This is a genomic window from Actinobacillus delphinicola (assembly GCF_900638385.1).
In the GTDB taxonomy this organism is placed as follows: domain Bacteria; phylum Pseudomonadota; class Gammaproteobacteria; order Enterobacterales; family Pasteurellaceae; genus Actinobacillus_C; species Actinobacillus_C delphinicola.
The window spans coordinates 1-26,911 of the sequence record NZ_LR134510.1 but is presented as its reverse complement, the minus strand read 5'-3'; the positions used below and the strand labels follow the sequence as shown (position 1 = coordinate 26,911).

Genomic DNA, 26,911 nt, shown 5'->3' with positions numbered 1-26,911 from the left:
ACTAAATCTTTTAGGAGAATTTTAATGACTAAAAAACTGCTTGCCTTTCTCATTTTTATTGGGGTCCTCATTTGCTTATTCTTTATCTGCGCTTATCTTTTTAGTAGTAAAACGCCACCATATCGTGCATGGGGAAATGTGGATACGCGAACGGTTGCGTTATCTTTCCAAATTCCAGGTCGTATTCAGACATTAAATGTGGATGAAGGAACGATGGTAAAAAAAGGTGAAATTCTTGGTGTATTAGATCCGCGACCGCTCATTTTAGAACGTAATACAGCACAAGAATTAGTTAAACAAGCTCAGGCTAATTATGATTTAGCAAAAGAAGGATTTAGGAAAGAAGATATTGAAAAAGGCAAGGCAGCTGTAACAGCACTTGAAAGTAAAGTCGCATTAGCAAAATTAACATTAAAGCGAATGACGGATCTTTATAAAAGACAATCGGCAAGTGAGCAAAATTACGATACGGCAAAATATACCTATGATGGACTTGTTGCGGAACTTGCCAGTGCCAAAGCACAATACGCTATTTTGCAAGGGGGTTTAAGACCTGATCAAGTTAAAGCGGCGAAAGCGGAGTTGGCACAAGCACAAAGTCGCCTTGCATTAGCGAATTATAATTTAAATGTCGGGGCAAAGCTGATTGCACCTGTTGATGGGTTAATCCGTGGGCGTTTGGCTGAAAATGGAGATATGGCCGCCCCTAATCGCATTATTTATGATATTTCTCTTATTACGCCAAAACATTTACGCGTGTATGTGTCTGAACCGCAATTACGCTACGTTCACCCAGGAGATAAAGCAACCGTATTAACCGATACCACAAGCCCCATGACAGCAACGGTTGCGAGTGTTTCGGATAAAGCAGAATTTACACCGAAGACCGTGCAAACGCAGGATCTACGTACACTATTAGTTTATGAAGTACGTCTTACCTTACCCGATCCAGATAATCTCTTAAAACTTGGTCAGCCTATTACCGTGGATTTTGATGACGGGGAATAATTATGGATTTCAATGCGCCTGTTTTAGCTATTCATAATGTTTGTAAAGATTTTAAAGGATTAGCCAAAAATACGACTATACACGCATTGACGAATTTAAATTATCTGATCCAAGGGGCGCCTGCAATTCATGCGGTTGCAGGACCTGATGGGGCAGGGAAATCTACATTTGCCTCTTTAGTCGCAGGTATTCAAACACCTACTTCTGGCACGGTTGAGATTTTTGGTATTTCCCCTGATTTAACCAACGATGAATTTATTCAAACTGTGAGTTATTTGCCTCAAGAATTGGGATTATATCGAGAGCTTTCAGTTTGGGAAAATTTAGAGATTTTTGCATCCATTAAAAATGTGCCCGAACGAGAACGTGAAAAACGTTTTAATGAACTCTTGAAAATGACGGGACTAAATGGCTTTGAAAAACGAGAGGCTCAACATTTATCAGGTGGAATGCGGCAAAAATTAAGCCTTGCATGTGCATTGGTAGGCACACCAAAACTATTAATCCTTGATGAACCTACAGTGGGAGTTGATCCCTTATCTCGTATTGAAATCAGTAAAATTATTGCTGATCGGGTTAAAAATGGGCAAATGCATTGCTTGTTAATGACGACACTGCTTTCTGAGGCTGAGAGTGCCGCTGATGTTTTATTTTTACAAAATGGGCATACATTAGCGATAGGAACACCAGCACAATTAAAATCACAGGTTGCACAACGCACATTTTCCATTCCTAGGAAACCGTATGAACCACAGCGGCGGCAATTTGATCGTGAGATGCAGGCATTTGTGCGGGCAGAAGATGCCAAAAGTCCTTATTTAGATGTTGTGCCAAGTGGGGAATTTTTGAATGTATTGCTCGCAGAGAATGTAGATAAAAGCACGTTACCAACAAATATCGTTTCTCGTCCACCTAATCTTGAAGATGCTTATTGTGCTTTGACATTACCTTATTTCACAGAAAAAAATCAGAGTGACAGTGTCACGTTATCTAAAATTCCATTAGAAAATATAGAACAAAATCCAATCGTTATAAAAACGCAAAATATTATGAAAAAATTTGGCGATTTTGTCGCCGTGTGGGACAGTTCATTTGAAGTTAAAAAAGGTGAAATTTTTGGTCTTTTAGGTCCGAATGGTGCAGGGAAAACAACGACTTTCCGTATGATGTGTGGACTATCGGCTCCAACTAAAGGGGAGGTATTTCTAGAAGGAAAAAATCTCAATACGGCACTTTCTGAATTAAGGATGAAGATTGGTTATGCAGCACAAAAATTTTCACTTTATGCACTATTAAGCGTAGAGGAAAACCTCCTGTACTTTGGGCAAAGTTATGGATTAGGAAAAAAGGCGCTACGTGAACGTATTGAAAACTGTTTACAAACCTTAGACTTGGTGGCGTTTCGTGATACCCGTGCAGGGTTATTACCGCTTGGTGCTCAACGATCGCTGACGATGGCTGTCGCTCTAATTAATTCGCCTGATATTTTATTTTTAGATGAACCTACTTCTGGAGCAGATACTGCCTCTCGGCGCGAGTTTTGGCGAAGAATTGCCAGTTTAAGTCAGCAAGGTACGACAACCATTGTTACAACACACTTTATGGAAGAGGCTGAATATTGTGATCGGATATTAATTCAAGATGCAGGGCATGTTTTGGCGCTTGGTTCACCACAAGAAATACGTGAAAAAAGTTTGGTAGATGGATATCCTGCCCAAACAGTAGAGCAAGCATTTGCAGTTGTAGTTGATAATTTTAGACATCAACAGAATGAGTGTGTAGAAAAAACAAAGGAGGATAAAGTATGTTAACGTTTTCCTTTGAGCGATTTTTTACCTTATTTATTAAAGAATGCAAACAATTACGCAAAGATCCTTCTCCATTTTGGGTTGGAGTAGTTGTACCTGTTTTTATGTTAATTTTATTTGGATATGGACTTTCTTTAGATTTAAACCGTATTTCTACGGTCATTGTTACGCAGGAACGGACAACTATTGCTGAAGATATTGTGGCAAGATTTAGAGGTTCTCCATACTTTGATGTTATTGTGACACCGTCACAACATCAAGCTGAACAGTTAATGCATGAAAGGAAAGTGAATTTAATTATCGATATTCCACAGGGATTTACGCAAAATGCTGTATTAGGTCGTGGAAAATTAGGTGTCATTATTCATGGTGTAGATGCCAATGCAGCAGCCATTACACGTTATTATGTGATGAATGTCATCGCACAAGAAAATCTTTCATTTTTGAATAAAACACTTCCTACAGAAATTCCAAAGGGAATTTCTATTAATACACGGGCTCGTTTTAATGAAGCAGATCGGTCATCTTGGTATTTGGTGCCAGGATTGATTGTCGTTATCATGACTTTAGTAGGAAGTTTTTTAACCAGTACCGTCATTGCTCGGGAATATGAACGTGGCACTATGAATAGTCTTATCATTTCAACGGCTACACCATTAGAAATTGGCTTAGCAAAAATTATGCCATATTTTTTTGTAGCTTTTGCGGGTTTTATGTTATGTCTTATTGCTTCTATCGCAATATTTCATGTGCCTGTTCGAGGGTCATTAATCTTGCTCGTTTTGACATCTGTAGTGTATCTAAGTTGGGCGTTAGCCTTTGGATTATGGTTGTCTGCACTTGTGAAAAAACAATTCTTAGCAAATCAATATGCGATTATTGGTAGTTTTATGCCTGCACTTATTTTATCAGGATTCCTTTTTGATTTACGTAGTATCCCAACCCCCCTTGCTGTAATTGGGCATTTAATGCCACCAACATATGCGATTGAATCCTTTAAAATTCTTTATTTATCGGGTATGCCGATGTTTGTGGTTTGGCGAAATATTGGGATTTTATTAGTTTGTGCGTTAATATTTTTTATCGCTACATTGCGATTATTGCGTAAGGTGGCAAGATAAAGTGGGGCAGAATATGTGGCAATCGTGGATAATAAAAATTAGACGCTTAAAAGCCTTAATTATTAAAGAATTAATTGTACTTTTAAAAGATCCAGGTTCACGGAAAATCTTAATTGTTCCTGCTCTTGCTCAGGCGGTGTTATTTGGCTACGGAGCAACTTATAATTTATCGCATGTACCTTGGGTACTTTATGATGGTGATCATAGTGTGCAATCGGCACAAGTTATCAGAACTTTTACCCATAATCCTTTTTATGAATTGGTAACAAATGCCCAAAGTTTGTCTGATTTTCAAAATACGATTGATAAAGGGAATGCTTTAATTGGGATTGCCATTCCTCCTGGATTCTCAAAAGATTTCCAAAATGGGCATGGGCAAGTATTTATCATCGCAGATGGGCGTAATATTACGACAGCTAATGTTGCAATGAATTACACTGTTGATGCATTATTGAAAGCATTTCCACCGCAGTTAGCGCCGATAACTATTGAGTCAAGATTGCGTTATAACGAGAATAATATCACTCGTTGGTATATTATGTCAGGCATGATTTTGGCTATTAGCATGATTCAAGTCTTGATTCTTTCAAGCCTTACCGCTTCTCGTGAAAAGGAAAATGGTAGTTTTGATATGATGTTAATGACACCGACCACGCCAGGTGAAATTTTCATTGGGAAAGCAATTCCACCTATTTTAGTGGGAATTGTTCAAGGATTGATGATTTTTGCTGTCTGCTTATTTTGGTTTAAGATTCCCTTGCGTGGCTCGCCATTTACCATACTAGCGCTTATCGCCTTATTTTCGCTAAGCTGTGTATCAATAGGGATTGCCATTTCGACAATTACGGGAACAATTCTTGCATCCCTCGTAATTTCCTTTTTATTACTTGTACCGATGATTGTTTTATCTGGATTGATGACCCCTGTAGAATCAATGCCACAATGGCTACAAGAAGCGACAATTTTTAATCCTATTCGCAATCCTATTGCTGCACTACGTCTAGTATATTTTGAAGGGGCAAGCTTTGCCGATATTATCCCGTATCTATGGCCAATGGGATTATTGTTTATCATTACCACGCCGATAGCGATTTATCTATTTCGTCGTAAGGTTTCATAATAATGCATAAATTTTGCAGAAAATGGGGGCGTGATATTTTTAAAAAGAAAAAGGCACTGAATGAAGTGCCTTTTTGTGTTTATCTAAAGGGACAAATTATTTAATTACACCACAAATCATGCGAGCGCCACCGCCACCAAGTTTTTTCGGTACATCGCTATAGTTATCACCACCTACATGAACCATGAGTGCATGACCTTTTAACTCATTGATATTCTTGATTTTAACAGCAAGTACAGGGTGGGTTGCATCACCTTGAGCATTTATATAAAGCGATGGTAAATCACCTTTGTGTCCATTGTTATCCCAAGGCACAGAATGTTGACCAGAGTGCGTTGGATCCCAGTGACCACCTGCTTGTTTACCAAGTCCACCATCAATTGCACCACAGCTTGGATTCATATGAACGTGGAAACCATGTAATCCTTCAGCATTTTTTAAGCCAGAGAGGTGAGGGTAGAATGCTACACCGTATGGGGTGTCTGCTGCGATGATATATCCAACAGGCATATCCTTTTTCTGACCTAATAGATTCATGTTAATACGAACATGAGGAACGGCTTCTGGATTAAAAGTTGGTGCTTTTGTATCAGCTGTCGCATTTTGTACCAATGCTAAACTTCCGATAGCGGTAGCAAGAAGAAATAATTTTTTTTTCATAAAATGTTTCCTTTATTCAATATATTACAAATTATTTTGTTCCAATAAATTCTCTTTTGCGGCAATTAAATAGTGCATCATAGACCATACAGTTAATACCACAGCGATATAGAGTAAAATAACGGCAAGAACTTCCATTGTGAAACTTTGACGCCACAGTAACCCGCCCAGTGCAAACATTTGTGCTGTTGTTTTTACTTTACCAATCCAGGATACGGCGACTTTGCTACGACTACCAATTTCTGCCATCCATTCACGTAGTGCAGAGATAATAATTTCACGAACAATCATGATAATTGCAGGGATACTGATCCAAAAAGCATGGTAGTGTTCTGTAACCAAAACAAGCGCAGTCACAACCATAGCTTTATCCGCAACAGGATCGAGAAATGCCCCAAAAGGTGTGCTTTGATTCCATTTCCTTGCTAAATAACCATCAAACCAGTCAGTTACGGACGCAATACCGAAGATAAGCATTGTCACGAATGGCGACCATTGAAATGGTAAATAGAAAACAAGGATAAAGAACGGGATGAGAATTACCCGAAATAGGGTCAAAATTGTCGGTATATTAAATTTCATTTCTAGACACTAAGTAGACTAATATGTGTTTGTTATTGTAAAACAAAAAATACCCTTTAAAAACGTATAAAGCGGGGATTTTATTAATAAAAATAAATTTATTTATATTAGACTTTTAAAAATTGCACTTCTAAAAAAAATCATTAAGATAGGTAATTTGGTTTTAATTTTAATCTAGTTTTAATTTTAGGAAATTGAATATGAGTTGGACGATTTTTATTAGTGATTATGGATTATTTATTCTTAAATTAATCACTATCATACTGATTCCTGTTGTGGCATTTTTTATTATTTTTTCAATGAAACAAGCAAATCACGATGGAGAACTCGTTATTACTGATTTATCAGAAAAATTTGCGGAAGATACAAAAAAATTAAGTGATTTTCATGTAGATGAGAAAACGCTAAAAGATTTAGAAAAACAACAGAAAAAAGCTGATAAAAAGTTAGCAAAACAAAAGAAAAAAGAGAAAGGTGTTTCTGTACGTAAACCGCACCTTTTTGTGCTAGATTTTAAAGGTGACATTGCTGCCTCTCAAACCGCAGCCTTACGAGAAGAAATTAGTGCGATTATTGCCGTAGCGAAAGCTGGTGATGAAGTATTATTGCGCTTAGAAAGTCCAGGTGGGATGGTGACTGGCTATGGGCTTGCAGCTTCACAGCTAATGCGTTTAAAACAACATAATATTCCATTGACTGTCGCTGTTGATAAAGTTGCTGCCAGTGGCGGTTATATGATGGCTTGTGTGGCGGATAAGATTATTGCGGCACCGTTTGCTATCCTAGGATCTATTGGTGTTGTTGCTCAGGTGCCAAATATTCATCGTCTCTTGAAAAAACATGATGTAGATGTTGATGTAATGACAGCAGGCGAATATAAACGTACTGTTACAATGTTGGGTGAAAATACGGAAAAAGGAAAAGAAAAATTCCAACAAGAGCTCAATGAAACGCATGACTTGTTTAAGCAATTTGTTGCTGAGAATCGACCAGCGGTTGATATAGATAAAGTAGCGACAGGTGAACATTGGTTTGGACAACAAGCGCTTGCCTTACAGTTAGCTGATGAAATTAATACGAGTGATGATGTTCTTGTTGCAGCATTCCAGAAAAATACACAAAGTATTCTTTCTGTAAAATATCAAGTAAAGAAAGGATTATTACAAAAATTTGGTAAACAAGTTGAAGAAAGTAGTGAAAATATTGTTACTAAATTGATGAGTAAACAACGACAAGACTTTATCTCATAACATCATAAATTAAGGTTATTTTTTTGAAGATAACATAAAAATTTATACAATATTTTTTTGCTATGTATAAGTATTGATCTATACTAAAAGAAAAGCTATGTTTCTAAATTAAACTTTCTGTTAAGTAAATGAGGATTTTATTGATGAAATACTATCAAATCTTAGTGCCGGCTTTAGTTGCGGCATCAGTTGTAGGATGTGGTAACTTAAGCGAAGTTAATGCTGATGGCACATCAAATCATCTAGTGTGGCCAAAAATTTCACAAGACACTTTTAACCATGATGGCAGTGAGTTTGGTTCTTGGCCAAATTGGGCTAATGTTCGCACCATTCATCGTGGAATGAACAAATCGCAAATTCGCCAATTAATTGGTAACCCGCAATTTAATGAGGGCTTCTTTGGCGTAAGAGAATGGGATTATGCGTTTAATTATCAAGAAAATGGCGTAGATAGAATCTGTCAGTACAAAATTCTTTTTGATAAAAACATGAATGCTCAATCTTTCTATTGGTTCCCGAACCAATGTAAGTTTACCCAACAAGCTGCACCATTGAAAGCTGAAGTGTTATTTAACTTTAATAAGTCAAATTTAACACCAAATGCACAAACCACAATTCAAAAAGTAGCTAAAGAAATTAATGCAAAAAATTTACAAAACATCACTGTAACAGGTTATACCGACCGTATTGGTACAAACGCTTACAATTTGAATCTTGCTAAAGAACGTGCAATGACTGTAAAACAGGCATTAATTGCAGACGGCGTACGAGATCAAATTGCAACTTTTGCTAAAGGAAAGCTTGATCCGGTGAAAGATTGTCAAATTTCTTCACAAAATAAATTAATTGCTTGCTTAAAACCAAATCGTCGTGTAGAAATTACGGCGAAAAGTCTTGGACAGCCAAGTACTGAATTAAAAGCAGGTACACAAGGTCCAGCGATTTTGTATAAATAATATAAAATATAAAACTCCCCAAGCTATTACTTGGGGATTTTCTGTATCTAAAGGAAGAATATGAATAATTATATTGATTGGGCCATTATTGCTATTATCGGATTATCCATTGTTGTTAGTTTATGGCGCGGTTTTATTCGTGAAGTGGTTTCTCTTGCGACTTGGATCGCAGCTTTTATTATTACTGTTCAATTCTATCCCTATCTTGCGACACATTTTACAAATATCGCTAATAATTATGTGCGTAATGGTACAGCGATGGTTGCGTTGTTTATCGGAACGTTAATTGTCGGCGGAATAATTAATTTCTTGTTAGGGCAATTAGTCGATAAAACGGGACTTAGTGGAACTGATCGAGTGTTAGGCGCCTGTTTTGGTTTCTTACGTGGAATTTTAATTGTATCGGCTTTACTTTTCTTTACTGATTCTTTCACTCAAGTGCATAACACAGAGATGTGGAAAAGTTCCCAATTAATACCACATTTTCATTTTATCGTTGATTGGTTTTTTCAACAAATGCAAGCTAACTCAAGTTTGCTGAGTCATATTCAATCGGACATGTAGGGCATATGCCCCTTATTTGGAAAGAATAAATTTAACTGTAGTTATATAAATAAAATAGGAATGAGCATGACAAAATCCTTAGTGATTGTAGAATCTCCAGCTAAAGCAAAAACAATTAATAAATACCTGGGTAATCATTATGTTGTGAAATCAAGTGTGGGACATATTTGCGATTTACCCGTTTCAGGAGCAAGTAACAAAGAAAAGGAAAAAGCGAAACCTATCTCCACTCGTGGACTCAACTCGGAAGAAAAAGCAGCGATTAAAGCAGAGCGTGACCGAAATGCATTGGTAAAGCGTATGGGGGTAGATCCATATGATGGTTGGAAAGCGCATTACGAAATTTTGCCTGGTAAAGAAAAAGTTGTATCTGAATTAAAATCACTTGCTAAAAAAGCCGATCATATTTATCTTGCAACCGACTTGGATAGGGAAGGAGAAGCAATCGCTTGGCATTTAAAAGAAGTGATTGGCGGTGATGATGCACGTTTTAGCCGAGTAGTATTTAATGAAATTACCAAAAATGCTATTACTCAAGCGTTTGAACATCCTACACATATTAATATGGATTGTGTGAATGCTCAACAAACACGTCGTTTTCTTGATCGTGTAGTTGGGTTTATGGTTTCACCACTACTTTGGAAAAAGGTTGCACGAGGGCTTTCAGCAGGTCGTGTTCAATCTGTTGCAGTTAAATTATTAGTAGAACGTGAGCGTGAAATTAAAGCATTTCAGCCAGAAGAATTTTGGCAAATTGCAGCAGAAGTTAAAAATCTAGCTGATGCACAAATCCGTCTTGAATTAACTGATTATCAGGGGAAAAAATTAGCCCTGCACAATGCACAAGAAACGGAAATTGTAACGCAATTTTTAAAAACGGCTACCTATGAAGTCAGTAATATTGAAACAAAACCAACCTTATCGAAACCTAAAGCGCCTTTTATCACCTCTACTTTACAACAAAGTGCTAGTACGAAATTAGGCTTTGGTGTAAAGAAAACCATGATGCTTGCTCAGCGTTTATATGAAGCTGGATATATTACTTATATGCGTACCGATAGTACGAATCTAAGTAAAGATGCTCTTAACATGGTCCGTGGCTATATTAAAGATCATTTTGGTGATGCATATTTACCCGAAAAACCTAATTACTATTCGAGTAAAGAAAATGCGCAAGAAGCTCATGAAGCGATCCGCCCATCAGATATTCATACTCTAGCAACTGATTTAAGTGGTGTTGATCGTGATGCAATGCGCCTGTATGAATTAATTTGGCAACAATTCGTTGCTTGTCAAATGCCACCAGCACGCTACGATAGTACGACACTTCAAGTTATGGCAGGGGACTACTTATTTAAGGCAAAAGGACGTGTATTACGTTTTGATGGTTGGACAAAAATGATTGCTCAAGTCACAAATAAAGATGAGCAAGCACTTCCTGAATTACATGTTGGCGATAAATTATCACTTATTGAACTTGATCCTCAACAACACTTTACAAAACCACCTGCGCGCTTTAATGAAGCAGCACTGGTTCGTGAGTTAGAAAAACGTGGCATTGGTCGTCCATCTACGTACGCAACAATTATTTCTACTATCCAAGATCGTGGTTACGTGCGTGTTGAAAATCGTCGTTTCTATGCAGAAAAGATTGGAGAAATTGTAACTGATCGTTTAAATCAATCTTTCCCTAATTTTATGAATTATGACTTTACTGCGGATATGGAAACCGTCTTGGACCAAATTGCCGATGGAAAGAAAAATTGGAAAGAGGAATTGAACCAGTTCTTTGGTGATTTCTCTGAGCGCTTAACCACAGCAGAGCTTGATGAATTAGAAGGTGGAATGAAACCAAATAAATTGGTTGATACCGATATTCATTGCCCAACATGCGGACGAGATATGGCAATTCGTACGGCAAGCACAGGTGTATTCTTAGGTTGTACTGGTTATGCATTACCGCCAAAAGAACGTTGTAAAACAACGATTAATCTTATCCCAGAAGAAGAATTATTGAATGTGTTAGACGATAGTTCTGAAACAAAAGCATTGTTAGATAAAAAACGTTGCCCAATTTGTCAAACCGCAATGGATAGCTACATTATAGATGCTCAACGTAAACTTTATGTTTGTGGGAATAACCCAAACTGCGATGGCTATATTGTAGAAAATGGCGATTTTAAAATTAAAGGCTACGATGGACCAGTTATCGAATGTGATAAATGTGGTGCCGATATGCATTTAAAACTAGGACGTTTTGGTAAATACATGGGTTGTACACAATGCGATAACACACGAAAAATTTTAAAAAGTGGAGAAGTTGCGCCTCCGAAGGAAGATCCAGTTTTATTCCCAGAATTAAAATGCGAAAAATCAGATGCATATTTTGTGTTACGTGATGGGGCAAGTGGCGTGTTTATGTCTGCACATAATTTCCCGAAAAGTCGTGAAAGCCGCGCTGCGAAAGTAAGTGAATTGGCACGTTTTGCGGATCGCCTTCCTGAAAAATTGAAATATCTTGCCCTTGCACCACAACAAGATCCAGAAGGAAATGAAGCTATCATTCGTTTCTCTCGCAAGGAAAAACGCCAGTACGTGACCTCTGAAAAAAATGGTAAAGCGACTAAATGGCAAGTCCATTTTATAGACGGTAAGTGGCAATAAAATTTTTATCTAAGAAATAAACGATGTTTTTAGATAATCTTCTGAAAACATCGTTTTTCTTTTTATGCTAACAAAATATTATTATTTAATTTAAATATTATTTATGGTACGTTTTTGGAACTAACTCCCAAAATAACTTCAATGTACCGATAATTCTCGGCAAATGTTTAAGGATTACAATGAACCGATTTCGATTATTTCAATTTTTTTTCCAAGGCAGTTTAGTTAAGAAAGTGGGTATTGGATTGGTGAGTGGCGTTATTTTAGCGATTATTTCACCGATATTACAGCCTATCATTGGACTAAATCTCGCCGCCGAAGCAGGTTTCCTAGGGAAACTGTTTGTTCGCTCTTTACGCTCTGTTGCACCTTTACTGGTTTTCTTATTAGTAATTGCAGCGATTTGTAATAAAAAAGTAGGGGCAAAAAGCAATATGCAAGATATTGTTGTCCTTTATCTTTTAGGAACTTTTAGTGCAGCACTCGTTTCTGTACTGTTTAGTTTTGCAATGCCAACAAAACTTGTTTTAAATGCGGTGCAAACTGGATTAACGCCACCTAATAATGTTACGGAAGTATTAGGACAAATGGTGCTTAATGTTGTTGATAACCCTGTGAATGCGTTATTTAGTGCAAATTTTATTGGTATTCTTGCTTGGGCGATTGCACTCGGAATTGTGCTACGCCACTCATCGGATACGACAAAGATCGTAATGAATGATTTAGCCGAAGGGGTATCTAAAATTGTATATTTTATTATCAATTTTGCTCCAATAGGCGTTTTTGGTTTAGTTGCAGAAAGTTTTGCGAGCAAAGGTTTTGGCGTTTTAGCAAACTATGCTCAGTTACTCGTTGTTTTACTTGGATCAATGTTGCTCACCGCATTTGTTGTGAATCCGATTTTAGTATTTTGGAAAACACGCTGTAATCCATTCCCATTGATTTGGCTTTGTATTCGTGTCAGTGGCGTGACAGCATTCTTTACTCGTAGTTCGGCTGCTAATATTCCAGTCAATATGGATTTATGTAAACAACTCAACCTTGATGAAGAAACCTATTCGGTATCGATTCCATTAGGTGCCACTATTAATATGGGTGGAGCGGCGATTACCATTACTGTTCTCACATTGGCTGCAGTGCATACTTTAGGAATTCCTGTAAACTTTGGAACAGCATTCTTACTGAGTTTGGTTGCAAGTATTTGTGCGTGCGGTGCATCTGGTGTTGCTGGTGGATCGTTATTACTTATCCCGCTTGCGTGTAGTTTATTTGGTATTTCTAACGAAATTGCAGCACAAGTCATGGGGGTAGGTTTTATTATTGGTGTGATTCAAGATAGTGCTGAAACCGCACTTAATTCCTCAACGGATGTTGTCTTTACGGCTGCTGCCTGTGAAGGTGAGCAACGAAAATTAGCTCAAAAAAGTGAAAAAGCCAAAGATCTTACGTAATTAAACACGCCCCGATTTTCGCAAAAATTTATGCCTTTTATCAATAATTTGGTAAAAGGCTTTATCACATGAATTAGGAAATTTAGATGAAACATTTAATTATTTTTGCACATCCAGATAGCGAAAAAAGTTTCAATGCGGCAATTTTACAAAAAGTTGTCGTAACAAGCCAAAAATATGGCGTAGATACACAAATCCGAGATTTATATCAATTAGGATTTAATCCGATTTTATCCGCCGAAGAACTGGTTGGTAGCAAAAAAGCGGAAACCCCAGAAGATATAAAACAAGAACAACAGTTAATTGATAGTGCCGATTTAATCACACTTATTTATCCACTATGGTGGATGGGATATCCTGCCATTTTAAAAGGGTATCTCGATCGTATTTTAAGCCACGGTTTTGCATATAAAACAGAAAATGGGAAGTCTGTTGGTTTATTATTTGGCAAAAAAATGCAGCAATTTATTACGATTGGTAATAAAGAAGAAAAATATCAAGCATTGGGCTTTGATAAATCATTATGTGATTGTTTAGTAGATGGACTTTTTAATTTTTGTGGGATTGAAGATATTCAGCATCAATTATTAGGGAATATCCATGGTCTTACACACGAGGAACGTCAAGCACTTTTAGAAAAAGTTGCTATGCAAACTGAACAAAATATTACGTCTTTAATGGAATAAAAAATGCAAAATCAAACGAATAACTTTAGCGAATTTTCCTTATTAAGCCGCCTTTTTGGTAATTTATATTATCGAGATCCTAACGATGCGGTATTAACGAATGTCTTTACATGGCTTCAACAGGGCGGTTTACAAAATGCTTGGGCTTTAGAAGAAGATAAGGCGACAAAAGATGCTTTGGCATCATTACAAATGAAAATTGACTCTAAGGCTTTATCCGAAGAATATCATTATCTATTTGATGCAGATGGCAAAGTAGGAACAGAAATTTCTAGTATCATTAATTTAGATGAATTAAAAGCTTTCCGTGAAGAACGAGCAATGCCAGAGTTGGAGCGTATTGATCATGTGGCGGGATTGTTATTAACGGCAGCATGGATCGAAGATAATCTTGATTCGACACAAGCACAAACTCAGTTTTTCCAATACTTTTTATTACCTGTTAGTGCGAAGTGGTTACCGCTTATTGAGCAACATGCACGGTTACCTTTTTACCGCCAATTAGCGTATCTCACTCGTGAGTTATTATCAGCGATGGCAGATGAATTGGAAGAAACAGAATAATCAGTATATAAATCCCCATATTGGGGATTTTTTATAGCTAGCATAAATCAAATATTAGATGCCTTATCATTTATCAAGGTCAGTCGTGAGAAAAAGTGATTTAGTTACGATCGGTATTTCATATCACATAGACATGAAGTCTAAAAAAAGAAATGAGGACGAACTAATGAAACATCTTATTATTTTTGCACATCCTGATGATAAGACGAGTTTTAATGCCGCAATTCTAAATGCAGTCATTAAAGCTAGCCATGATAAAGGGGTGGACGTAGAGATTAGAGATTTATATTTGATGAATTTTAATCCCGTTTTATCTCATCAAGAAATTATAGATAGCAAGCAGGGGATTATTTCACAAGAAATTAAAAATGAACAATGTTTACTTGAAAAAGCACAACTTATCACTTTGATTTATCCATTATTTTTAATGGGATATCCCGCTATTTTAAAAGGATATTTAGAGCGTATTTTAGCGCATGATGGTGCATATAAATTGCAAAAGAATACGCAAAGTGGCATTTTTGCAGGCAAAAAAATTCAAGAATTTATTACGGTTGCTAATACGGAAGGAAAATATCATACGCTTGGCTTTGATAAGTCTTTAGAGGATTGTTTAGTGAATGGTTTGTTTCACGCATGGGGAACTGAAGATGTACGAACGCAGATATTCTATAATGTACATGGTGTAGATGATAAAACACATCACCAAATGTTAGAAAAAGTTTATTTTGAAACTGAAAAGAATCTTGATTTATTGAAATAAATAAAAAATCCCAGCTTAGCTGGGATTTCTTTATGCTTTCTTATTTTTACGTGTTTTAAACCACTTCCAAGCAACAAAAATGATAACGGCAATCACAACGCCCCATACTACTACTTGCCCCTTTTCAATTTGTTGACTTAACCATTCACGGTTAGTTGCACCAAAATGGCCAAGATAAACCCAGATTGGTACAGAAATACAGGCAGCAATTAAATCAATAATAACAAAGCGGAGATAACTAATTTTATTTGTAATACCTGCAATTACATAAATAGGTGCACGAAGTCCAGGTAGGAAGCGTGCAAAAAAGAGGACCCAATTACCGTATTTTGCAAATTTTTCCCGTACAAGACGCAAACGCTGTAAAGTAACGACTTTCTTCATTAAACGAAAACGAAGAATTTTTGTGCCATAAATTCTTCCAAGCCAATACATTGTGCTATCGCCAACAATAACACCCATAAGACTGACTACTAACATAATATGTGGATTGGTATCACTATATAAACCAGAAATGACGCCACCAGAAACTAAAGTAATATCTTCAGGAATCGGAACACCAAAGCCACAAATGACTAAAACTAAAAAAACAGCCCAATAACCGTATTCAGAAAAAAAACTAATTAAAATATCCACTAAGAATAATCCTTATCATTTTTACTTTGAGGTACGATCTCCTATTCTACCTATTATTGACAAAATAAACTATATTTATCATGTATACTAACTCTCATGAGGTAATGGATTATAGTTTAAATAATGTATAATCCTAAAGAGGGATAAAGATATCGTTATAAACATAAAATAGGCAAGCATCTTAATGCTTAATAGATTGATAAATAAACGATAATTTATGGAAATCATTATGTATAATTGTTGTACTAACATTGGTTAGTCGTTATACTTAACACCATGTTTAGGAATAACTATGGCGAAAAAACCAAAAGTTCCTCAATTTGGACGAGGAAAAAAATTACTATTATTAATGATTATTTTAGGTGCTGGTTATTTTTTTAGGAACACACTTAATGTTCAATCAGCACTGACAGAAACAAAATATCAAATTGCAGGTGTTTTGGAAGGAAAATCGGTTGATATTTCTAGAATTTTTTCTAAATTAACATTGCGTTCCGCAAATGAACACCGTAATTACCATGGAAAACGTCCAGCTGAACATATTAATGGTTCTGATATTGGTGGGAGCTGTGCTTTAAATCTTTATGAAAATAAAGCACCCGTGATTGAAATTCCTAAAATGGCTCAGGAAAGCAAAATTATTTGTAATTATGCTTATGCTGGGAGAGCGAGTTTTATTTCAAAATCGACACTTTATAGTGCTGAACATTTAACAAAAGCAAGAATTTTAGCTGCCCAAAAAATTGAGCGGATTAATCCTTTCCATCCAGATGAAAGGTTAACACCAAGTGAACGATCAGAATTAGCCGATTATCGGGGTAAAGGCTATGATCGAGGACACTTGGCGCCAAATGCAGATATGGGAGACGCAATCTCGCAGTATCAATCTTTTTCGCTTGCGAATATGATGCCAGAAGTACCAGAGCATAATCGTAAAACGTGGGCAGAGATTGAGAAAGAAACACGAAAACTTGCGTTAAAATATAATAATGTTTATACGGTTACCGTGCCAGTATATGAAAATGTAAATGGTCAAATGCCAAGTCACATTAATACGATTGGCAAAAACCATGTATATATCCCAAATTACATTGCTAAGGCGATTTATATCCCCGAATTAGAGTAGGCTGTTGTTATTTTTACGCCAAATGATGCAAGTCATAGAATTACTTTGATGAGTTTGGCAAGATTTCAGCAAATAGCACATATGGATGTTTTTCCTACCCTTAGTGCGACCATTAAGGCAAACGAAGGACATTTTTTTCATTGGCAATCCGTATGGTAATTAGTTATGAAAGAAACGATTGAAAATCTCGAAAAAACCTTGCCTCCCAGTGCGTTTTTCTCAACGAATTTACAGGATTTTTCTTATAATCCGAATACGCATATAACTATTGAATGCGATGAACTGAGTTTAAAAATTTATGGTTATGAAGGGCGGTTATCGATTGATATCGATCGTACACAGGTAGGGCTGAATATTGTTGAGGCATTACTTGCAAAAATTCGGCTTTTGGCAGATGAAGAGTATCCCTTCCCGTGGAATGAAAAAATAGATGGGAATGCTATCTATATTGTTGATGAAAGAGATTTTTTAATCGTAACTTATAGTTTAGTCAATGCAGAGCATTTATTGTTAGAACGAAAAGCACAGGATTTGCTACCTGAAAAATTAAATTCAGTCGTGCAAACAACAGCAAATGGCTTTTTATAAAAAAGTAGGATAACGCCCCAATTTTCAAAAAAATTTATGAAAATTGGGGCGTTATTTTTGTAAATTGTACTGGCGCAATACGGAATAAATCAGTAGAATTGCACGCTTATTTTAACCAACCTTTACTTGCCGTAATGTGTAATAACAAGGCCTATTCATGACAACAAATAAAATCAATTTAATGAACTTAACACGCCCGCAAATGCGTGAATTTTTACAAGAACTCGGGGAAAAACCGTTCCGTGCAGATCAATTAGTAAAATGGATATATCATTTTGGCGAAGATAACTTCGACAATATGACCAACATTAATAAAAAATTACGTGAAAAATTAAAAGCCGTTGCTTATATTCAAGCACCAGAAGTTGCTGTCGAACAAAGAAGTAGCGATGGTACAATCAAATGGGCAATGCAAGTAGGCGATCAGCAAGTAGAAACCGTTTATATTCCAGATGGTGATCGTGCGACGTTATGCGTATCCTCTCAGGTGGGTTGTGCGCTAGCATGTACTTTCTGCTCAACGGCACAACAAGGGTTTAACCGTAACTTGACCGTATCTGAAATTATCGGGCAAGTGTGGCGTGCCTCTAAAATCATCGGTAATTTTGGGGTGACAGGTGTGCGTCCTATTACCAATGTCGTGATGATGGGAATGGGGGAACCACTTCTAAATGTAGCAAATGTGATTCCAGCAATGGAAATTATGCTTGATGATTTTGCGTATGGATTATCTAAACGTCGTGTAACGCTTTCTACTTCAGGTGTCGTGCCTGCCTTAGACAAATTACGTGATCAAATTGATGTAGCATTAGCGATTTCATTACACGCTCCGAACGATAAAATTCGTGATGAGATTGTGCCGATTAATAAAAAATATAATATTGAAATGCTAATGCGTTCGGTAAATGAATATCTGAAAGTATCTAATGCTAACCACGGTAAAGTGACTATTGAATATGTGATGCTCGATCATGTAAATGATGGAACAGAACACGCTCACCAGTTAGCGGAAGTGTTGAAAAATACACCGTGTAAAATTAACCTTATTCCATGGAATCCGTATCCAGAAGCACCTTATGCGAAAAGTTCTAATTCTCGTATTGATCGTTTTCAAAAAACGCTTATGGAATATGGATTAACAGTAACAATTCGACGTACACGTGGTGATGATATCGATGCAGCTTGTGGGCAGTTAGCGGGGGATGTGATTGACCGTACAAAACGGACATTACAAAAACGTCAATTTGGTCAAAACCTAGATGTTAAAACTGTAAATTAATTAACTGAGGAGTAGAAGAATGTTAAAGATAAAGTCAAAACTTGGATTTATTGGTTTAGTGCTTTTGTCTGCTTCTTTGACAGCGTGTTCCAATGATGTTGCATCATCGCAAGATGCGTTTAATAAGCAAGCAGCAGCAAAAGCAAGAGTCGATCTTGCCTTAGGTTTTTTAACAGTAAAAAACTTTAGCGAAGCCAAACGTAACCTTGATAAAGCCGCATCTTATACTCCAAATTCACCTTTAGTTTCTGTTGGTTATGCTTATTTTTATCAGTTACAACGTAACATTCCGCTTACTGAAAAATATTATCAAAAAGCGATTAATGAAGCACCTCAACAAGGGGACATTAAAAATAATTATGGGGTGTTCCTTTGTGAAACTGCTCAATATTCAAAAGCTTATCATCAATTTGATTTAGCACTTGCTTTACCTAACTATTATCATCAAATGGATACTTATGAAAATATTGCAGTATGTGCTTATTCTGAAAAAAATATGACTAAATTTAATCAGTATTATACAAAAATACAAAAAATTTCGCCGAATGCTGCGAAACAATTACAGCAAAAACTAAAAGAATTATCCCAATAAAATAAAAACGCCTTACTTTTGTGAGGCGTTTTTGTTATCTAAAAAGAGGATTGATAGTGAATATGTACAGTAAATTGAGGAAAACGGTTGCAAAACAATAAGGGGAACTTTAAAATTTAGCAGAATTAAATAGAAGTAATCGAAATTATCTCAATTAAAAGGGCAATCTTGTGCATAAAGACGAACAATTAAACTCTCATTCAAATAACGCTACATCAGAAAGTTCTCCAGTTTCTGATGAGCAAAGTTTAGGTCAGCTTTTCCAAAAAACACGTAACTCGTTAAATTTATCATTGGAAGATGTAAACCGAAGAACTCAAATTCGCCCAGTTATTTTAAAGGCATTGGAAGATGATCAATTTGAAATTGAAGGAATTCCATCAACCTTTATTAGAGGTTATATTCGTAGTTATGCTGCCTGCTTAGGTATTCCTGAAGATAAATATATCGACTACCTCTCTCAATTACCTGAAGAACCCGTATCTGATTTGCAGAAACATCATTCTATTAATGGCGTTGTTGGGTTGCGTGAAAATGCACACGGTGGACGTTGGATTTCTATCATCACTGCCATTGTTATTATCGCTGTTTTATTTGTTACCGCATTATGGTGGTGGGAAAGTTACAAACAGAAATCAGATTCACGTGCTCAGTTAGTTTCTCAGTATGATGCACAACAAGCAACGAAAAAAATAGAATCACACCTTTTATCATTACCGACAGCCTCACTGCCAAGTAATACCATAGATTCAAAAGATGCAATCAGCTCATCTAATTAATGAGATCTGTATTGCATAAAGAGTAAAATAAAAAAATCTAGTTAATAAAAGAGATCTTTATGTCAACAGAACCAAAAATTACACGCCGCAAATCCACTAAAATTTGGGTGGGAAATGTTCCGATCGGCGGCGATGCACCTATTGCTGTGCAATCAATGACAAATACACGTACAACAGATGTAGAAGCTACTGTTGCACAAATTAAAGCATTAGAACGTGTCGGCGCAGATATCGTCCGTGTTTCAGTACCAACAATGGATGCAGCAGAAGCATTCAAACACATCAAACAACAAGTCAATGTTCCTCTCGTTGCAGACATCCATTTCGATTATCGTATTGCTCTAAAAGTGGCTGAATATGGCGTGGATTGTTTACGTATTAATCCAGGTAATATTGGGCGTGAAGATCGTATTCGTGCCGTTGTTGATTGTGCAAAAGATAAAAATATTCCAATCCGCATTGGGGTGAATGCAGGTTCTTTAGAAAAAGATTTACAAGAAAAATATGGTGAACCTACACCTCAAGCATTGTTAGAAAGTGCATTACGTCATGTTGATATTCTCGATAGACTGAACTTTGATCAATTTAAAGTTAGTGTAAAGGCATCTGATGTTTTTCTTGCTGTAGAAAGTTATCGTCTATTGGCAAAAGCAATTGAACAGCCAATTCACTTAGGTATAACTGAAGCGGGTGGCGCACGAGCTGGTGCAGTGAAATCAGCAATCGGTCTAGGCTTATTACTTTCTGAAGGTATCGGAGATACATTGCGCGTTTCACTTGCAGCCGATCCAGTAGAAGAAATTAAAGTCGGTTTTGATATTTTAAAATCACTACGTATTCGTTCTCGTGGGATTAACTTTATCGCTTGCCCGACCTGTTCACGCCAAGAAATTGATGTGATTGCAACGGTAAATGCCCTAGAACAACGCCTTGAAGATATTATTACTCCAATGGATGTGTCTATCATCGGTTGTATCGTGAATGGTCCAGGTGAAGCATTAGTGTCTAATCTTGGTGTAACAGGCGGAAATAAGAAAAGTGGTTTTTATTTAGATGGCGTTAGACAAAAAGAACGTTTTGATAATGACCAGCTAATTGATCAATTAGAAGCAAAAATTCGTGCCAAAGTCGCACAACAAGATCCGAAAAATCGTATTATTTAAAGGAAGTACCGTGGCAAAAATTATTCAAGCAATTAGAGGGATGAATGATTGTCTCCCAACTGAAACACCAATTTGGCAGTGGGTAGAAAATCAAATTCGTAATACTTTAGCAAGTTATGGCTATAGTGAAATTAGAATGCCAATCGTTGAAAGTACGCCACTTTTTGCGCGTGCAATTGGGGAAGTGACAGACGTTGTTGAAAAAGAAATGTTTACTTTCAACGATCGTGATGATGAAAGCTTAACCTTACGTCCAGAAGGAACCGCAGGTTGTGTGCGTGCGGGGATTCAAAATGGTCTATTGTATAACCAAGAACAACGTTTATGGTATATGGGACCAATGTTCCGTTACGAACGCCCACAAAAAGGACGTTATCGTCAGTTCCACCAAGTAGGCGTGGAAATTTTTGGTATTTCTAATCCTGATATTGATGCAGAGCTTATTTTATTAACCGCTCGTTTATGGCGTCAGCTTGGCATCATTGATCATGTAAGTTTACAACTTAACTCAATTGGTTCTTTAGAAGCTCGTCGTAACTACCGTACTGCGTTAGTAGAATACCTTCAACAATATTACGATATCCTTGATGAAGATTGTAAACGTCGTTTAACGACAAATCCATTACGTATTCTTGATAGTAAAAATCAAGCGGTACAAGCGGTTTTAGATAATGCTCCAAAACTGCAAGATTATCTTGATGAAGAAAGCAAAGCCCACTTTGCTGAACTTTGTCATTTATTAGATCAACTTGGTATCCGCTATGAAGTAAACCAAAAATTGGTTCGTGGACTAGACTATTATAATAAAACTGTATTTGAATGGGTAACGGACGCACTTGGTGCACAAGGGACTATTTGTGGCGGTGGTCGTTATGATGGTCTAGTTGAACAATTGGGTGGACATGCAACCTGTGGCGTAGGTTTTGCAATGGGATTGGAACGTCTTGTATTACTTGTACAAGAAGTAAATAAACACATTCCAGTCGCAAATCCAGTTGATTTCTATGTTGTTTTTGCAGGAGAGAATACGGCTGTGCCAGCATTCCAGCTTGCTGAAAAACTACGTAATGAATTACCGGGTAAACACACTATGCTAAATTGCAGTGGCGGTAACTTTAAGAAACAATTTAAACGTGCAGATAAAAGCGGTGCAACAATTGCACTTGTTGTTGGTGAAAGTGAAGCAATGAACAATGAAGTGGTAGTGAAATTCTTACGAGAAGATCGTCCGCAACAAACAATTGCTTTAAATGATATCGCACAGTTTTTAGTCTCTTTAGAAAACTAGTAAACCAGAAGGAAGAATTATGGCTTATTCCATTGAAGAAGAACAAGATCTTGATCAACTGAAAAGATGGTGGAGAGAAAACTATAAAGCCATCATCGCCGTCGTTATCATTGCGTTAATTGCGGTTTTTGGCTGGCGCTATTGGAAAAATTATCAAATGAGCCAATCTATCCAACAATCTATGCAATATGAGGCACTGATTGTTAGTGATAATGCAACCAATAAGCAGGCTTTTGAAGTTTTCACACAAGAAAACAAAGGCAGCACTTATAGTGAATTTGCATTATTAGAACGAGCAAAAGATGAAGTTGCAGCGCAACATTTTGGTCAAGCTGAAACTTTATTGCAACAGGCCGTTAACCAAGCAAAAGACAATGTGATAAAAGATATCGCGACATTGCGTTTAGCTGCTGTTCAATATCAGTTAAAACAATACGATCGTGCGCTTAAATCATTACAAGGTGTTCAATCTAATGTATGGCAAGGTCAAAAATTGCAACTTCAAGCGAATATTGAATTAGCACAAGGTAATAAAGAGGCGGCTAAAAAAGATTTCCAGCAAGCACTTTCTTTAGTTGATCCGTTGGAAAAAGCTATGATTCAAATTCAGTTAAACAACCTACAATAAGTATAAAAAGTCCCTTAAATCATAAGGGACTTTTTTTTATCATAATTTTTTACGAAAAATGGGGCGTGATTTATTTTAAAAATGCCTGATTTTATTTTTGAGATAAAAAGAAAGCCCCTGAGTTCGGGGCTTTGATATGGTCTAAAGGAATTTTCTGAGTAACACATAACTGTAGGCAATATAGCCGATGAGTAGGAGTGTACCATCAACACGGCTGATGCGTCCTGGTTTCGTTTTACCATCGTATCCTAGAATAAAGAGTGATAATGTAAAGGTAATAATTACCATCATATCTCGTTCAAAAACCTCAGGATTTAAATGAGCAGGTAGAATAACGCCTGATATTCCAACAACGGCGAGAATATTAAACATATTTGAACCGATTAAATTCCCCATCGCTAAATCAGTTTCGCCACGTCTGGCAGCAATGATAGAGGTTGCTAATTCAGGAAGTGATGTACCTACGGCAACGATTGTTAAACCGATAACGAGATCGCTGACACCAAAATATTCTGCAATTTTTACGGCTCCCCATACCAAAGCCTCAGAACTTGCCATAAGAGCAATTAATCCTCCGAGCATATAAACAATAGCACGGTTAAGCGACATGTCTGGCTGGTTATCTAGATTTTCTGTAAAGGATGTACTGAGTGGATCCTCTTGTTGGCGGTTGGCATTCCAAATACTCCAGAGAATATATAATCCAAAAAGAAGTAAAAGGATCCATGCATTATCACGGGATAAACAATTATCCGCAATCATCCAAGCGGAAATAAGCGTGGCGACAAAGAGGATAGGGAGTTCTTTTTTGATTACCGTAGAGGTTACGGCGATAGGTTTAATTAAAGCAGTAATCCCGAGAATTAGTCCGATATTAGTAATGATGGAGCCATAAGCGTTACCTAAAGCCACAGTGGGGGAACCGTTTAAACTAGAAATGGCTGAAACGATCATTTCTGGAGCTGAAGTACCGAAACCGATAATGAGAATCCCAATTAAAAGAGGCGACATTCCCATTGTTTTAGCAATACTTGACGCACCTTTTACAAAGTAATCGGCACTTCCGACCAGGATCACCAAACCTGCAATCAGTGCAATATAAGGAAGTAACATAACTATCCCATCCTATAACTATTTATTTAAAATCGATGCTTATGCGTTGTATTTATGGATGTACAGTAATAAATATAACGTTATAGAGGTATTATTTATTAAAAATAACTAAAATACAAGCAGATAAAAAGATTCTAAAATAAGTTAAGTTTTAAGATAGAAAAATTTTATTTACCCCAGAAAAAATCCCAGATACTCCGTGTAACAGATTTTTTACTGCCATCACAAACAGAAGAATTATCTGTTTTCCAATATGGAATTTTATACGGTAAATCGCATTGCCAATCCCCATTATAATTAATTCCTGCCCAGTCGATATCAGCAGGTTGTGCTAACTGTAATGGGGTGACAGGGTAACGAGTTAAATATTGCTTATAAATTGGCAGTGCTCCAGTCGCACCAGTGAGGTTAGTTGGATCATTATTATCACGCCCAACCCAAATGGTGGTTACATCTTGCCCATCAATTCCTACGAACCAAGCATCGCGAGAACGATTAGTTGTGCCTGTTTTTCCCGCTAAATTTAGATTTGCAAATTGTGATTGTAAATTGCGTGCCGTTCCATTTTTGACAACATTTTGCATGGCAAAAAGAGTTAAAAAACTTGCTTGGGGTGGAACGACCTGATCTGCAGTTATTTTGTTATGATAAAGTACGTCACCTTTTCGGTTAGTAATATCGGTAAAAACGTGTAGGGGAATTTTTTTACCCTCGTTTGCGAGCGTTTGATATAACCGTGTGACTTCGTATGGTGAAAGCGAATAAACACCGAGTAACGCAGATGGAACTTGTGGAATATCCGCATTTTCCCATCCCATGGCTTTTTGGGTGGCAATAATTTTCTTCAAGCCAACCTCTAATCCCAAATTAACTGTTGGAATATTCATAGAATGCGTTAACGCATTAATCAGTGTAACGGGTGCACTGTATTGACGATCATAGTTACGTGGTTGCCAATAGGTCCCATTAGATTGTTTAATGCTGATAGGCTGATTATCAAGTTTAGTATTAAGAGCAAAACGGGTAGGTTCACTTAAAGCGGTTAAATACACGGACGGTTTTACCAGGGAACCAATTTGACGACGCGAATCAACAGCACGGTTAAACCCTGCAAATTGGGTATTTGCCCCTCCAATTAGCGCACGGATACCGCCTGTTTTATAATCGGCAATAACGATAGCACCTTCTAAAGGAACACGACGACGTTTATTGATATTTTGAAGTTGTTGTGTCAATGCAGCTTCTGCCGCTTTTTGTTGATTGACATCAAGCGTGGTGAAGATACGTGTACCTGATAGCTGGCTAACATTTGCACCCAGATCGGCCTGTAATTCACGGCGTAAAAGTTGAATAAAAGCAGGGAAAGATTGGGCTATTTGTCCTTTTTCTTGTACGCCTAAAGGTCGGTGTGAAAGCAATTCATATAGCGAATTATCAATGACTTTTTGATCTCGTAAAATACCCAGTACTACGTTACGACGTTTTAACGCATTCTCTGGATGTCGCCAAGGATTATACAGTGATGGACCTTTTACCATACCAACTAATAAAGCGATTTTATCTAGACTAATTTCATTAATTGGTCGGTTAAAGTAAAAGAGACTTGCCAGTGCAAAACCATGAATTTGTGTATCACCCATTTGCCCCAAATAGACTTCATTTAAATAGGTTTCAAGAATACGATTTTTACTGTAACGGTAGTCCAATAATAGCGCCATGTAAGCTTCATTAAACTTACGAATAAATGAACGTTTATTGGTTAAAAATAGGTTTTTTACAACTTGTTGTGTTAACGTACTTCCGCCTTGCACACTATGTCCTGCACGAAGATTAGCAAGAGCCGCCCTAGCAATACTAACTGGATTAATCCCATCATGTTCAAAAAAGTCCCGATCTTCCGTGAGTACTAATGTATCAATTAATAATCGTGGGAAATGGTTTAAAGACAAAGCAAGACGGTCTTCTTTATCCGACTGCAGCATGGCAATAAGTTTAGGTGCCAAGGAAAAGTGATCGAGTAATTGATATTTATTTAAATCTTCAATTCTGACCAATTGATCCTGTGAAAAATGGAGGCGTAATAAACGTTGTGGTTCAACATCATTTGGAAAGGCAAAAGCACGTGTCAATAATAAAAGATTGCCGTCTTGCCATTGATAATCACCCGGATTAGCAATCATATTGGTTTGCTGATAGCCGTTTTCTTTAAGAATACGTAAAACATCTTGTACTGATACCTGATTTTTTAGAGCAATATCAGGGATTCTAGCATAGACTTCAGCGGGTAATTGCCAAAGAGGACCATCCATGCGATGACGAATTTTACCATCTAAATAAACACCATAAATACCAAGTGCGCAGAGCAGGGTTACAGAGATTTTAAGGCTTAATGTAATCCCTTTTTTGTGATTGCTACAAAAATCCCGTAGAGTTTTTAAACGAGATTTTTTGGATTTCTTAGCTTTAGTACGAGTTGTTTTTTTAGTAGTAGTTGTACGACGACGCACGGGGGGTTTAGACAT

Annotated in this window: 25 protein-coding genes; 20 read left to right on the top strand and 5 right to left on the bottom strand. The window is 36.9% G+C overall.

Annotated features, from left to right (window positions below; all coding sequences use genetic code 11):
• The first annotated feature begins 24 nt into the window (after nt 1-24).
• Genes EL259_RS00125 through EL259_RS00110 form a run of 4 tightly spaced genes read left to right on the top strand, consistent with a single transcriptional unit; the run spans nt 25 to nt 5,057 of the window.
• Nucleotides 25-1,008, top strand: coding sequence for an HlyD family efflux transporter periplasmic adaptor subunit (locus tag EL259_RS00125; protein ID WP_126597862.1), 984 nt, complete (start codon nt 25-27; stop codon nt 1,006-1,008).
• 2 nt (nt 1,009-1,010) lie between these two features.
• A complete protein-coding gene (locus tag EL259_RS00120) occupies nt 1,011-2,819 on the top strand; it encodes an ATP-binding cassette domain-containing protein (RefSeq protein WP_126597860.1) in 1,809 nt (602 codons plus the stop codon).
• Entirely contained in the window at nt 2,813-3,937 is a 1,125-nt protein-coding gene (locus EL259_RS00115) for an ABC transporter permease (protein WP_126597858.1), read from the top strand. The genes EL259_RS00120 and EL259_RS00115 overlap by 7 nt, the downstream gene beginning before the upstream one ends.
• A gap of 13 nt (nt 3,938-3,950) precedes the next feature.
• Complete coding sequence (locus tag EL259_RS00110; RefSeq protein ID WP_126597856.1) at nt 3,951-5,057, top strand: ABC transporter permease; 1,107 nt, start codon at nt 3,951-3,953, stop codon at nt 5,055-5,057.
• Nucleotides 5,058-5,153: 96 nt separating this feature from the next.
• On the opposite strand, the gene EL259_RS00105 is transcribed toward EL259_RS00110, so the two are convergent.
• Together EL259_RS00105 and pgsA are read right to left on the bottom strand one after the other, a co-directional pair.
• A complete protein-coding gene (locus tag EL259_RS00105; protein WP_126597854.1) occupies nt 5,154-5,717 on the bottom strand; it encodes a superoxide dismutase family protein in 564 nt (187 codons plus the stop codon).
• A 24-nt stretch (nt 5,718-5,741) separates the two neighbouring features.
• Nucleotides 5,742-6,299 (bottom strand): CDP-diacylglycerol--glycerol-3-phosphate 3-phosphatidyltransferase, encoded by a 558-nt coding sequence (gene pgsA, locus EL259_RS00100; RefSeq protein WP_126597852.1) that lies wholly within the window; start codon nt 6,297-6,299, stop codon nt 5,742-5,744.
• A gap of 200 nt (nt 6,300-6,499) precedes the next feature.
• Here pgsA and sohB point away from each other — a divergent pair, with 200 nt between their 5' ends.
• The 8 genes from sohB to EL259_RS00060 all read left to right on the top strand — a co-directional run bounded on the left by sohB (nt 6,500) and on the right by EL259_RS00060 (nt 15,197).
• Complete coding sequence (gene sohB / locus EL259_RS00095; RefSeq protein WP_126597850.1) at nt 6,500-7,549, top strand: protease SohB; 1,050 nt, start codon at nt 6,500-6,502, stop codon at nt 7,547-7,549.
• Between the two features lie 143 nt (nt 7,550-7,692).
• Nucleotides 7,693-8,505: an OmpA family protein gene (locus EL259_RS00090; RefSeq protein ID WP_126597848.1), complete on the top strand. Its 813-nt coding sequence runs from the start codon at nt 7,693-7,695 to the stop codon at nt 8,503-8,505.
• A gap of 60 nt (nt 8,506-8,565) precedes the next feature.
• Nucleotides 8,566-9,069: a CvpA family protein gene (locus EL259_RS00085; protein WP_126597846.1), complete on the top strand. Its 504-nt coding sequence runs from the start codon at nt 8,566-8,568 to the stop codon at nt 9,067-9,069.
• Nucleotides 9,070-9,135: 66 nt separating this feature from the next.
• The gene (topA, locus tag EL259_RS00080; RefSeq protein ID WP_126597844.1) at nt 9,136-11,733 is read left to right on the top strand and encodes a type I DNA topoisomerase; all 2,598 of its coding nucleotides are present in this window, start codon (nt 9,136-9,138) and stop codon (nt 11,731-11,733) included.
• A 179-nt stretch (nt 11,734-11,912) separates the two neighbouring features.
• Complete coding sequence (gene sstT, locus EL259_RS00075; RefSeq protein WP_126597842.1) at nt 11,913-13,184, top strand: serine/threonine transporter SstT; 1,272 nt, start codon at nt 11,913-11,915, stop codon at nt 13,182-13,184.
• 86 nt (nt 13,185-13,270) lie between these two features.
• Nucleotides 13,271-13,870, top strand: coding sequence for an NAD(P)H-dependent oxidoreductase (locus tag EL259_RS00070; RefSeq protein ID WP_126597840.1), 600 nt, complete (start codon nt 13,271-13,273; stop codon nt 13,868-13,870).
• Between the two features lie 3 nt (nt 13,871-13,873).
• On the top strand, nt 13,874-14,434 hold the full coding sequence (locus tag EL259_RS00065; protein WP_126597838.1) for a TorD/DmsD family molecular chaperone: 561 nt from the start codon (nt 13,874-13,876) through the stop codon (nt 14,432-14,434).
• A 166-nt stretch (nt 14,435-14,600) separates the two neighbouring features.
• Nucleotides 14,601-15,197, top strand: a complete 597-nt coding sequence (locus tag EL259_RS00060) for an NAD(P)H-dependent oxidoreductase (RefSeq protein ID WP_126597836.1) — start codon at nt 14,601-14,603, stop codon at nt 15,195-15,197.
• Between the two features lie 30 nt (nt 15,198-15,227).
• Here the strand turns inward: EL259_RS00060 and EL259_RS00055 are convergent, their stop codons facing one another.
• Nucleotides 15,228-15,833, bottom strand: a complete 606-nt coding sequence (locus EL259_RS00055; RefSeq protein WP_126597834.1) for a DedA family protein — start codon at nt 15,831-15,833, stop codon at nt 15,228-15,230.
• Nucleotides 15,834-16,125: 292 nt separating this feature from the next.
• On the opposite strand from EL259_RS00055, the gene EL259_RS00050 reads away from it, so the two are divergent.
• The 8 genes from EL259_RS00050 to EL259_RS00015 all read left to right on the top strand — a co-directional run bounded on the left by EL259_RS00050 (nt 16,126) and on the right by EL259_RS00015 (nt 23,276).
• Nucleotides 16,126-16,959: a DNA/RNA non-specific endonuclease gene (locus EL259_RS00050; RefSeq protein WP_126597832.1), complete on the top strand. Its 834-nt coding sequence runs from the start codon at nt 16,126-16,128 to the stop codon at nt 16,957-16,959.
• Nucleotides 16,960-17,124: 165 nt separating this feature from the next.
• The gene (locus EL259_RS00045) at nt 17,125-17,547 is read left to right on the top strand and encodes a hypothetical protein (RefSeq protein WP_126597830.1); all 423 of its coding nucleotides are present in this window, start codon (nt 17,125-17,127) and stop codon (nt 17,545-17,547) included.
• 157 nt (nt 17,548-17,704) lie between these two features.
• Nucleotides 17,705-18,826, top strand: coding sequence for a bifunctional tRNA (adenosine(37)-C2)-methyltransferase TrmG/ribosomal RNA large subunit methyltransferase RlmN (locus tag EL259_RS00040; RefSeq protein ID WP_126597828.1), 1,122 nt, complete (start codon nt 17,705-17,707; stop codon nt 18,824-18,826).
• Between the two features lie 19 nt (nt 18,827-18,845).
• Nucleotides 18,846-19,418, top strand: coding sequence for a type IV pilus biogenesis/stability protein PilW (locus tag EL259_RS00035; RefSeq protein WP_126597826.1), 573 nt, complete (start codon nt 18,846-18,848; stop codon nt 19,416-19,418).
• A 170-nt stretch (nt 19,419-19,588) separates the two neighbouring features.
• A complete protein-coding gene (locus EL259_RS00030) occupies nt 19,589-20,197 on the top strand; it encodes a helix-turn-helix domain-containing protein (RefSeq protein ID WP_126597824.1) in 609 nt (202 codons plus the stop codon).
• Nucleotides 20,198-20,256: 59 nt separating this feature from the next.
• Nucleotides 20,257-21,360 (top strand): flavodoxin-dependent (E)-4-hydroxy-3-methylbut-2-enyl-diphosphate synthase, encoded by a 1,104-nt coding sequence (gene ispG / locus EL259_RS00025; protein ID WP_126597822.1) that lies wholly within the window; start codon nt 20,257-20,259, stop codon nt 21,358-21,360.
• A gap of 10 nt (nt 21,361-21,370) precedes the next feature.
• Complete coding sequence (gene hisS, locus EL259_RS00020; RefSeq protein ID WP_126597820.1) at nt 21,371-22,648, top strand: histidine--tRNA ligase; 1,278 nt, start codon at nt 21,371-21,373, stop codon at nt 22,646-22,648.
• Between the two features lie 19 nt (nt 22,649-22,667).
• Nucleotides 22,668-23,276: a YfgM family protein gene (locus EL259_RS00015; RefSeq protein WP_126597819.1), complete on the top strand. Its 609-nt coding sequence runs from the start codon at nt 22,668-22,670 to the stop codon at nt 23,274-23,276.
• Between the two features lie 141 nt (nt 23,277-23,417).
• On the opposite strand, the gene EL259_RS00010 is transcribed toward EL259_RS00015, so the two are convergent.
• Both EL259_RS00010 and mrcB read right to left on the bottom strand, forming a co-directional pair.
• Complete coding sequence (locus EL259_RS00010) at nt 23,418-24,389, bottom strand: calcium/sodium antiporter (RefSeq protein WP_126597817.1); 972 nt, start codon at nt 24,387-24,389, stop codon at nt 23,418-23,420.
• 167 nt (nt 24,390-24,556) lie between these two features.
• Complete coding sequence (gene mrcB, locus EL259_RS00005) at nt 24,557-26,911, bottom strand: penicillin-binding protein 1B (protein ID WP_126597815.1); 2,355 nt, start codon at nt 26,909-26,911, stop codon at nt 24,557-24,559.

What these genes read in the sequence shown, in the direction of transcription:
- EL259_RS00125 (WP_126597862.1), top strand. Translation starts at nt 25, where the DNA reads ATGACTAAAAAACTGCTTGCCTTTCTCATTTTTATTGGGGTCCTCATT.
- EL259_RS00120 (WP_126597860.1), top strand. Translation starts at nt 1,011, where the DNA reads ATGGATTTCAATGCGCCTGTTTTAGCTATTCATAATGTTTGTAAAGAT.
- EL259_RS00115 (WP_126597858.1), top strand. Translation starts at nt 2,813, where the DNA reads ATGTTAACGTTTTCCTTTGAGCGATTTTTTACCTTATTTATTAAAGAA.
- EL259_RS00110 (WP_126597856.1), top strand. Translation starts at nt 3,951, where the DNA reads ATGTGGCAATCGTGGATAATAAAAATTAGACGCTTAAAAGCCTTAATT.
- EL259_RS00105 (WP_126597854.1), bottom strand. Translation starts at nt 5,717, where the DNA reads ATGAAAAAAAAATTATTTCTTCTTGCTACCGCTATCGGAAGTTTAGCA.
- pgsA (WP_126597852.1), bottom strand. Translation starts at nt 6,299, where the DNA reads ATGAAATTTAATATACCGACAATTTTGACCCTATTTCGGGTAATTCTC.
- sohB (WP_126597850.1), top strand. Translation starts at nt 6,500, where the DNA reads ATGAGTTGGACGATTTTTATTAGTGATTATGGATTATTTATTCTTAAA.
- EL259_RS00090 (WP_126597848.1), top strand. Translation starts at nt 7,693, where the DNA reads ATGAAATACTATCAAATCTTAGTGCCGGCTTTAGTTGCGGCATCAGTT.
- EL259_RS00085 (WP_126597846.1), top strand. Translation starts at nt 8,566, where the DNA reads ATGAATAATTATATTGATTGGGCCATTATTGCTATTATCGGATTATCC.
- topA (WP_126597844.1), top strand. Translation starts at nt 9,136, where the DNA reads ATGACAAAATCCTTAGTGATTGTAGAATCTCCAGCTAAAGCAAAAACA.
- sstT (WP_126597842.1), top strand. Translation starts at nt 11,913, where the DNA reads ATGAACCGATTTCGATTATTTCAATTTTTTTTCCAAGGCAGTTTAGTT.
- EL259_RS00070 (WP_126597840.1), top strand. Translation starts at nt 13,271, where the DNA reads ATGAAACATTTAATTATTTTTGCACATCCAGATAGCGAAAAAAGTTTC.
- EL259_RS00065 (WP_126597838.1), top strand. Translation starts at nt 13,874, where the DNA reads ATGCAAAATCAAACGAATAACTTTAGCGAATTTTCCTTATTAAGCCGC.
- EL259_RS00060 (WP_126597836.1), top strand. Translation starts at nt 14,601, where the DNA reads ATGAAACATCTTATTATTTTTGCACATCCTGATGATAAGACGAGTTTT.
- EL259_RS00050 (WP_126597832.1), top strand. Translation starts at nt 16,126, where the DNA reads ATGGCGAAAAAACCAAAAGTTCCTCAATTTGGACGAGGAAAAAAATTA.
- EL259_RS00045 (WP_126597830.1), top strand. Translation starts at nt 17,125, where the DNA reads ATGAAAGAAACGATTGAAAATCTCGAAAAAACCTTGCCTCCCAGTGCG.
- EL259_RS00040 (WP_126597828.1), top strand. Translation starts at nt 17,705, where the DNA reads ATGACAACAAATAAAATCAATTTAATGAACTTAACACGCCCGCAAATG.
- EL259_RS00035 (WP_126597826.1), top strand. Translation starts at nt 18,846, where the DNA reads ATGTTAAAGATAAAGTCAAAACTTGGATTTATTGGTTTAGTGCTTTTG.
- ispG (WP_126597822.1), top strand. Translation starts at nt 20,257, where the DNA reads ATGTCAACAGAACCAAAAATTACACGCCGCAAATCCACTAAAATTTGG.
- EL259_RS00015 (WP_126597819.1), top strand. Translation starts at nt 22,668, where the DNA reads ATGGCTTATTCCATTGAAGAAGAACAAGATCTTGATCAACTGAAAAGA.
- EL259_RS00010 (WP_126597817.1), bottom strand. Translation starts at nt 24,389, where the DNA reads ATGTTACTTCCTTATATTGCACTGATTGCAGGTTTGGTGATCCTGGTC.
- mrcB (WP_126597815.1), bottom strand. Translation starts at nt 26,911, where the DNA reads ATGTCTAAACCCCCCGTGCGTCGTCGTACAACTACTACTAAAAAAACA.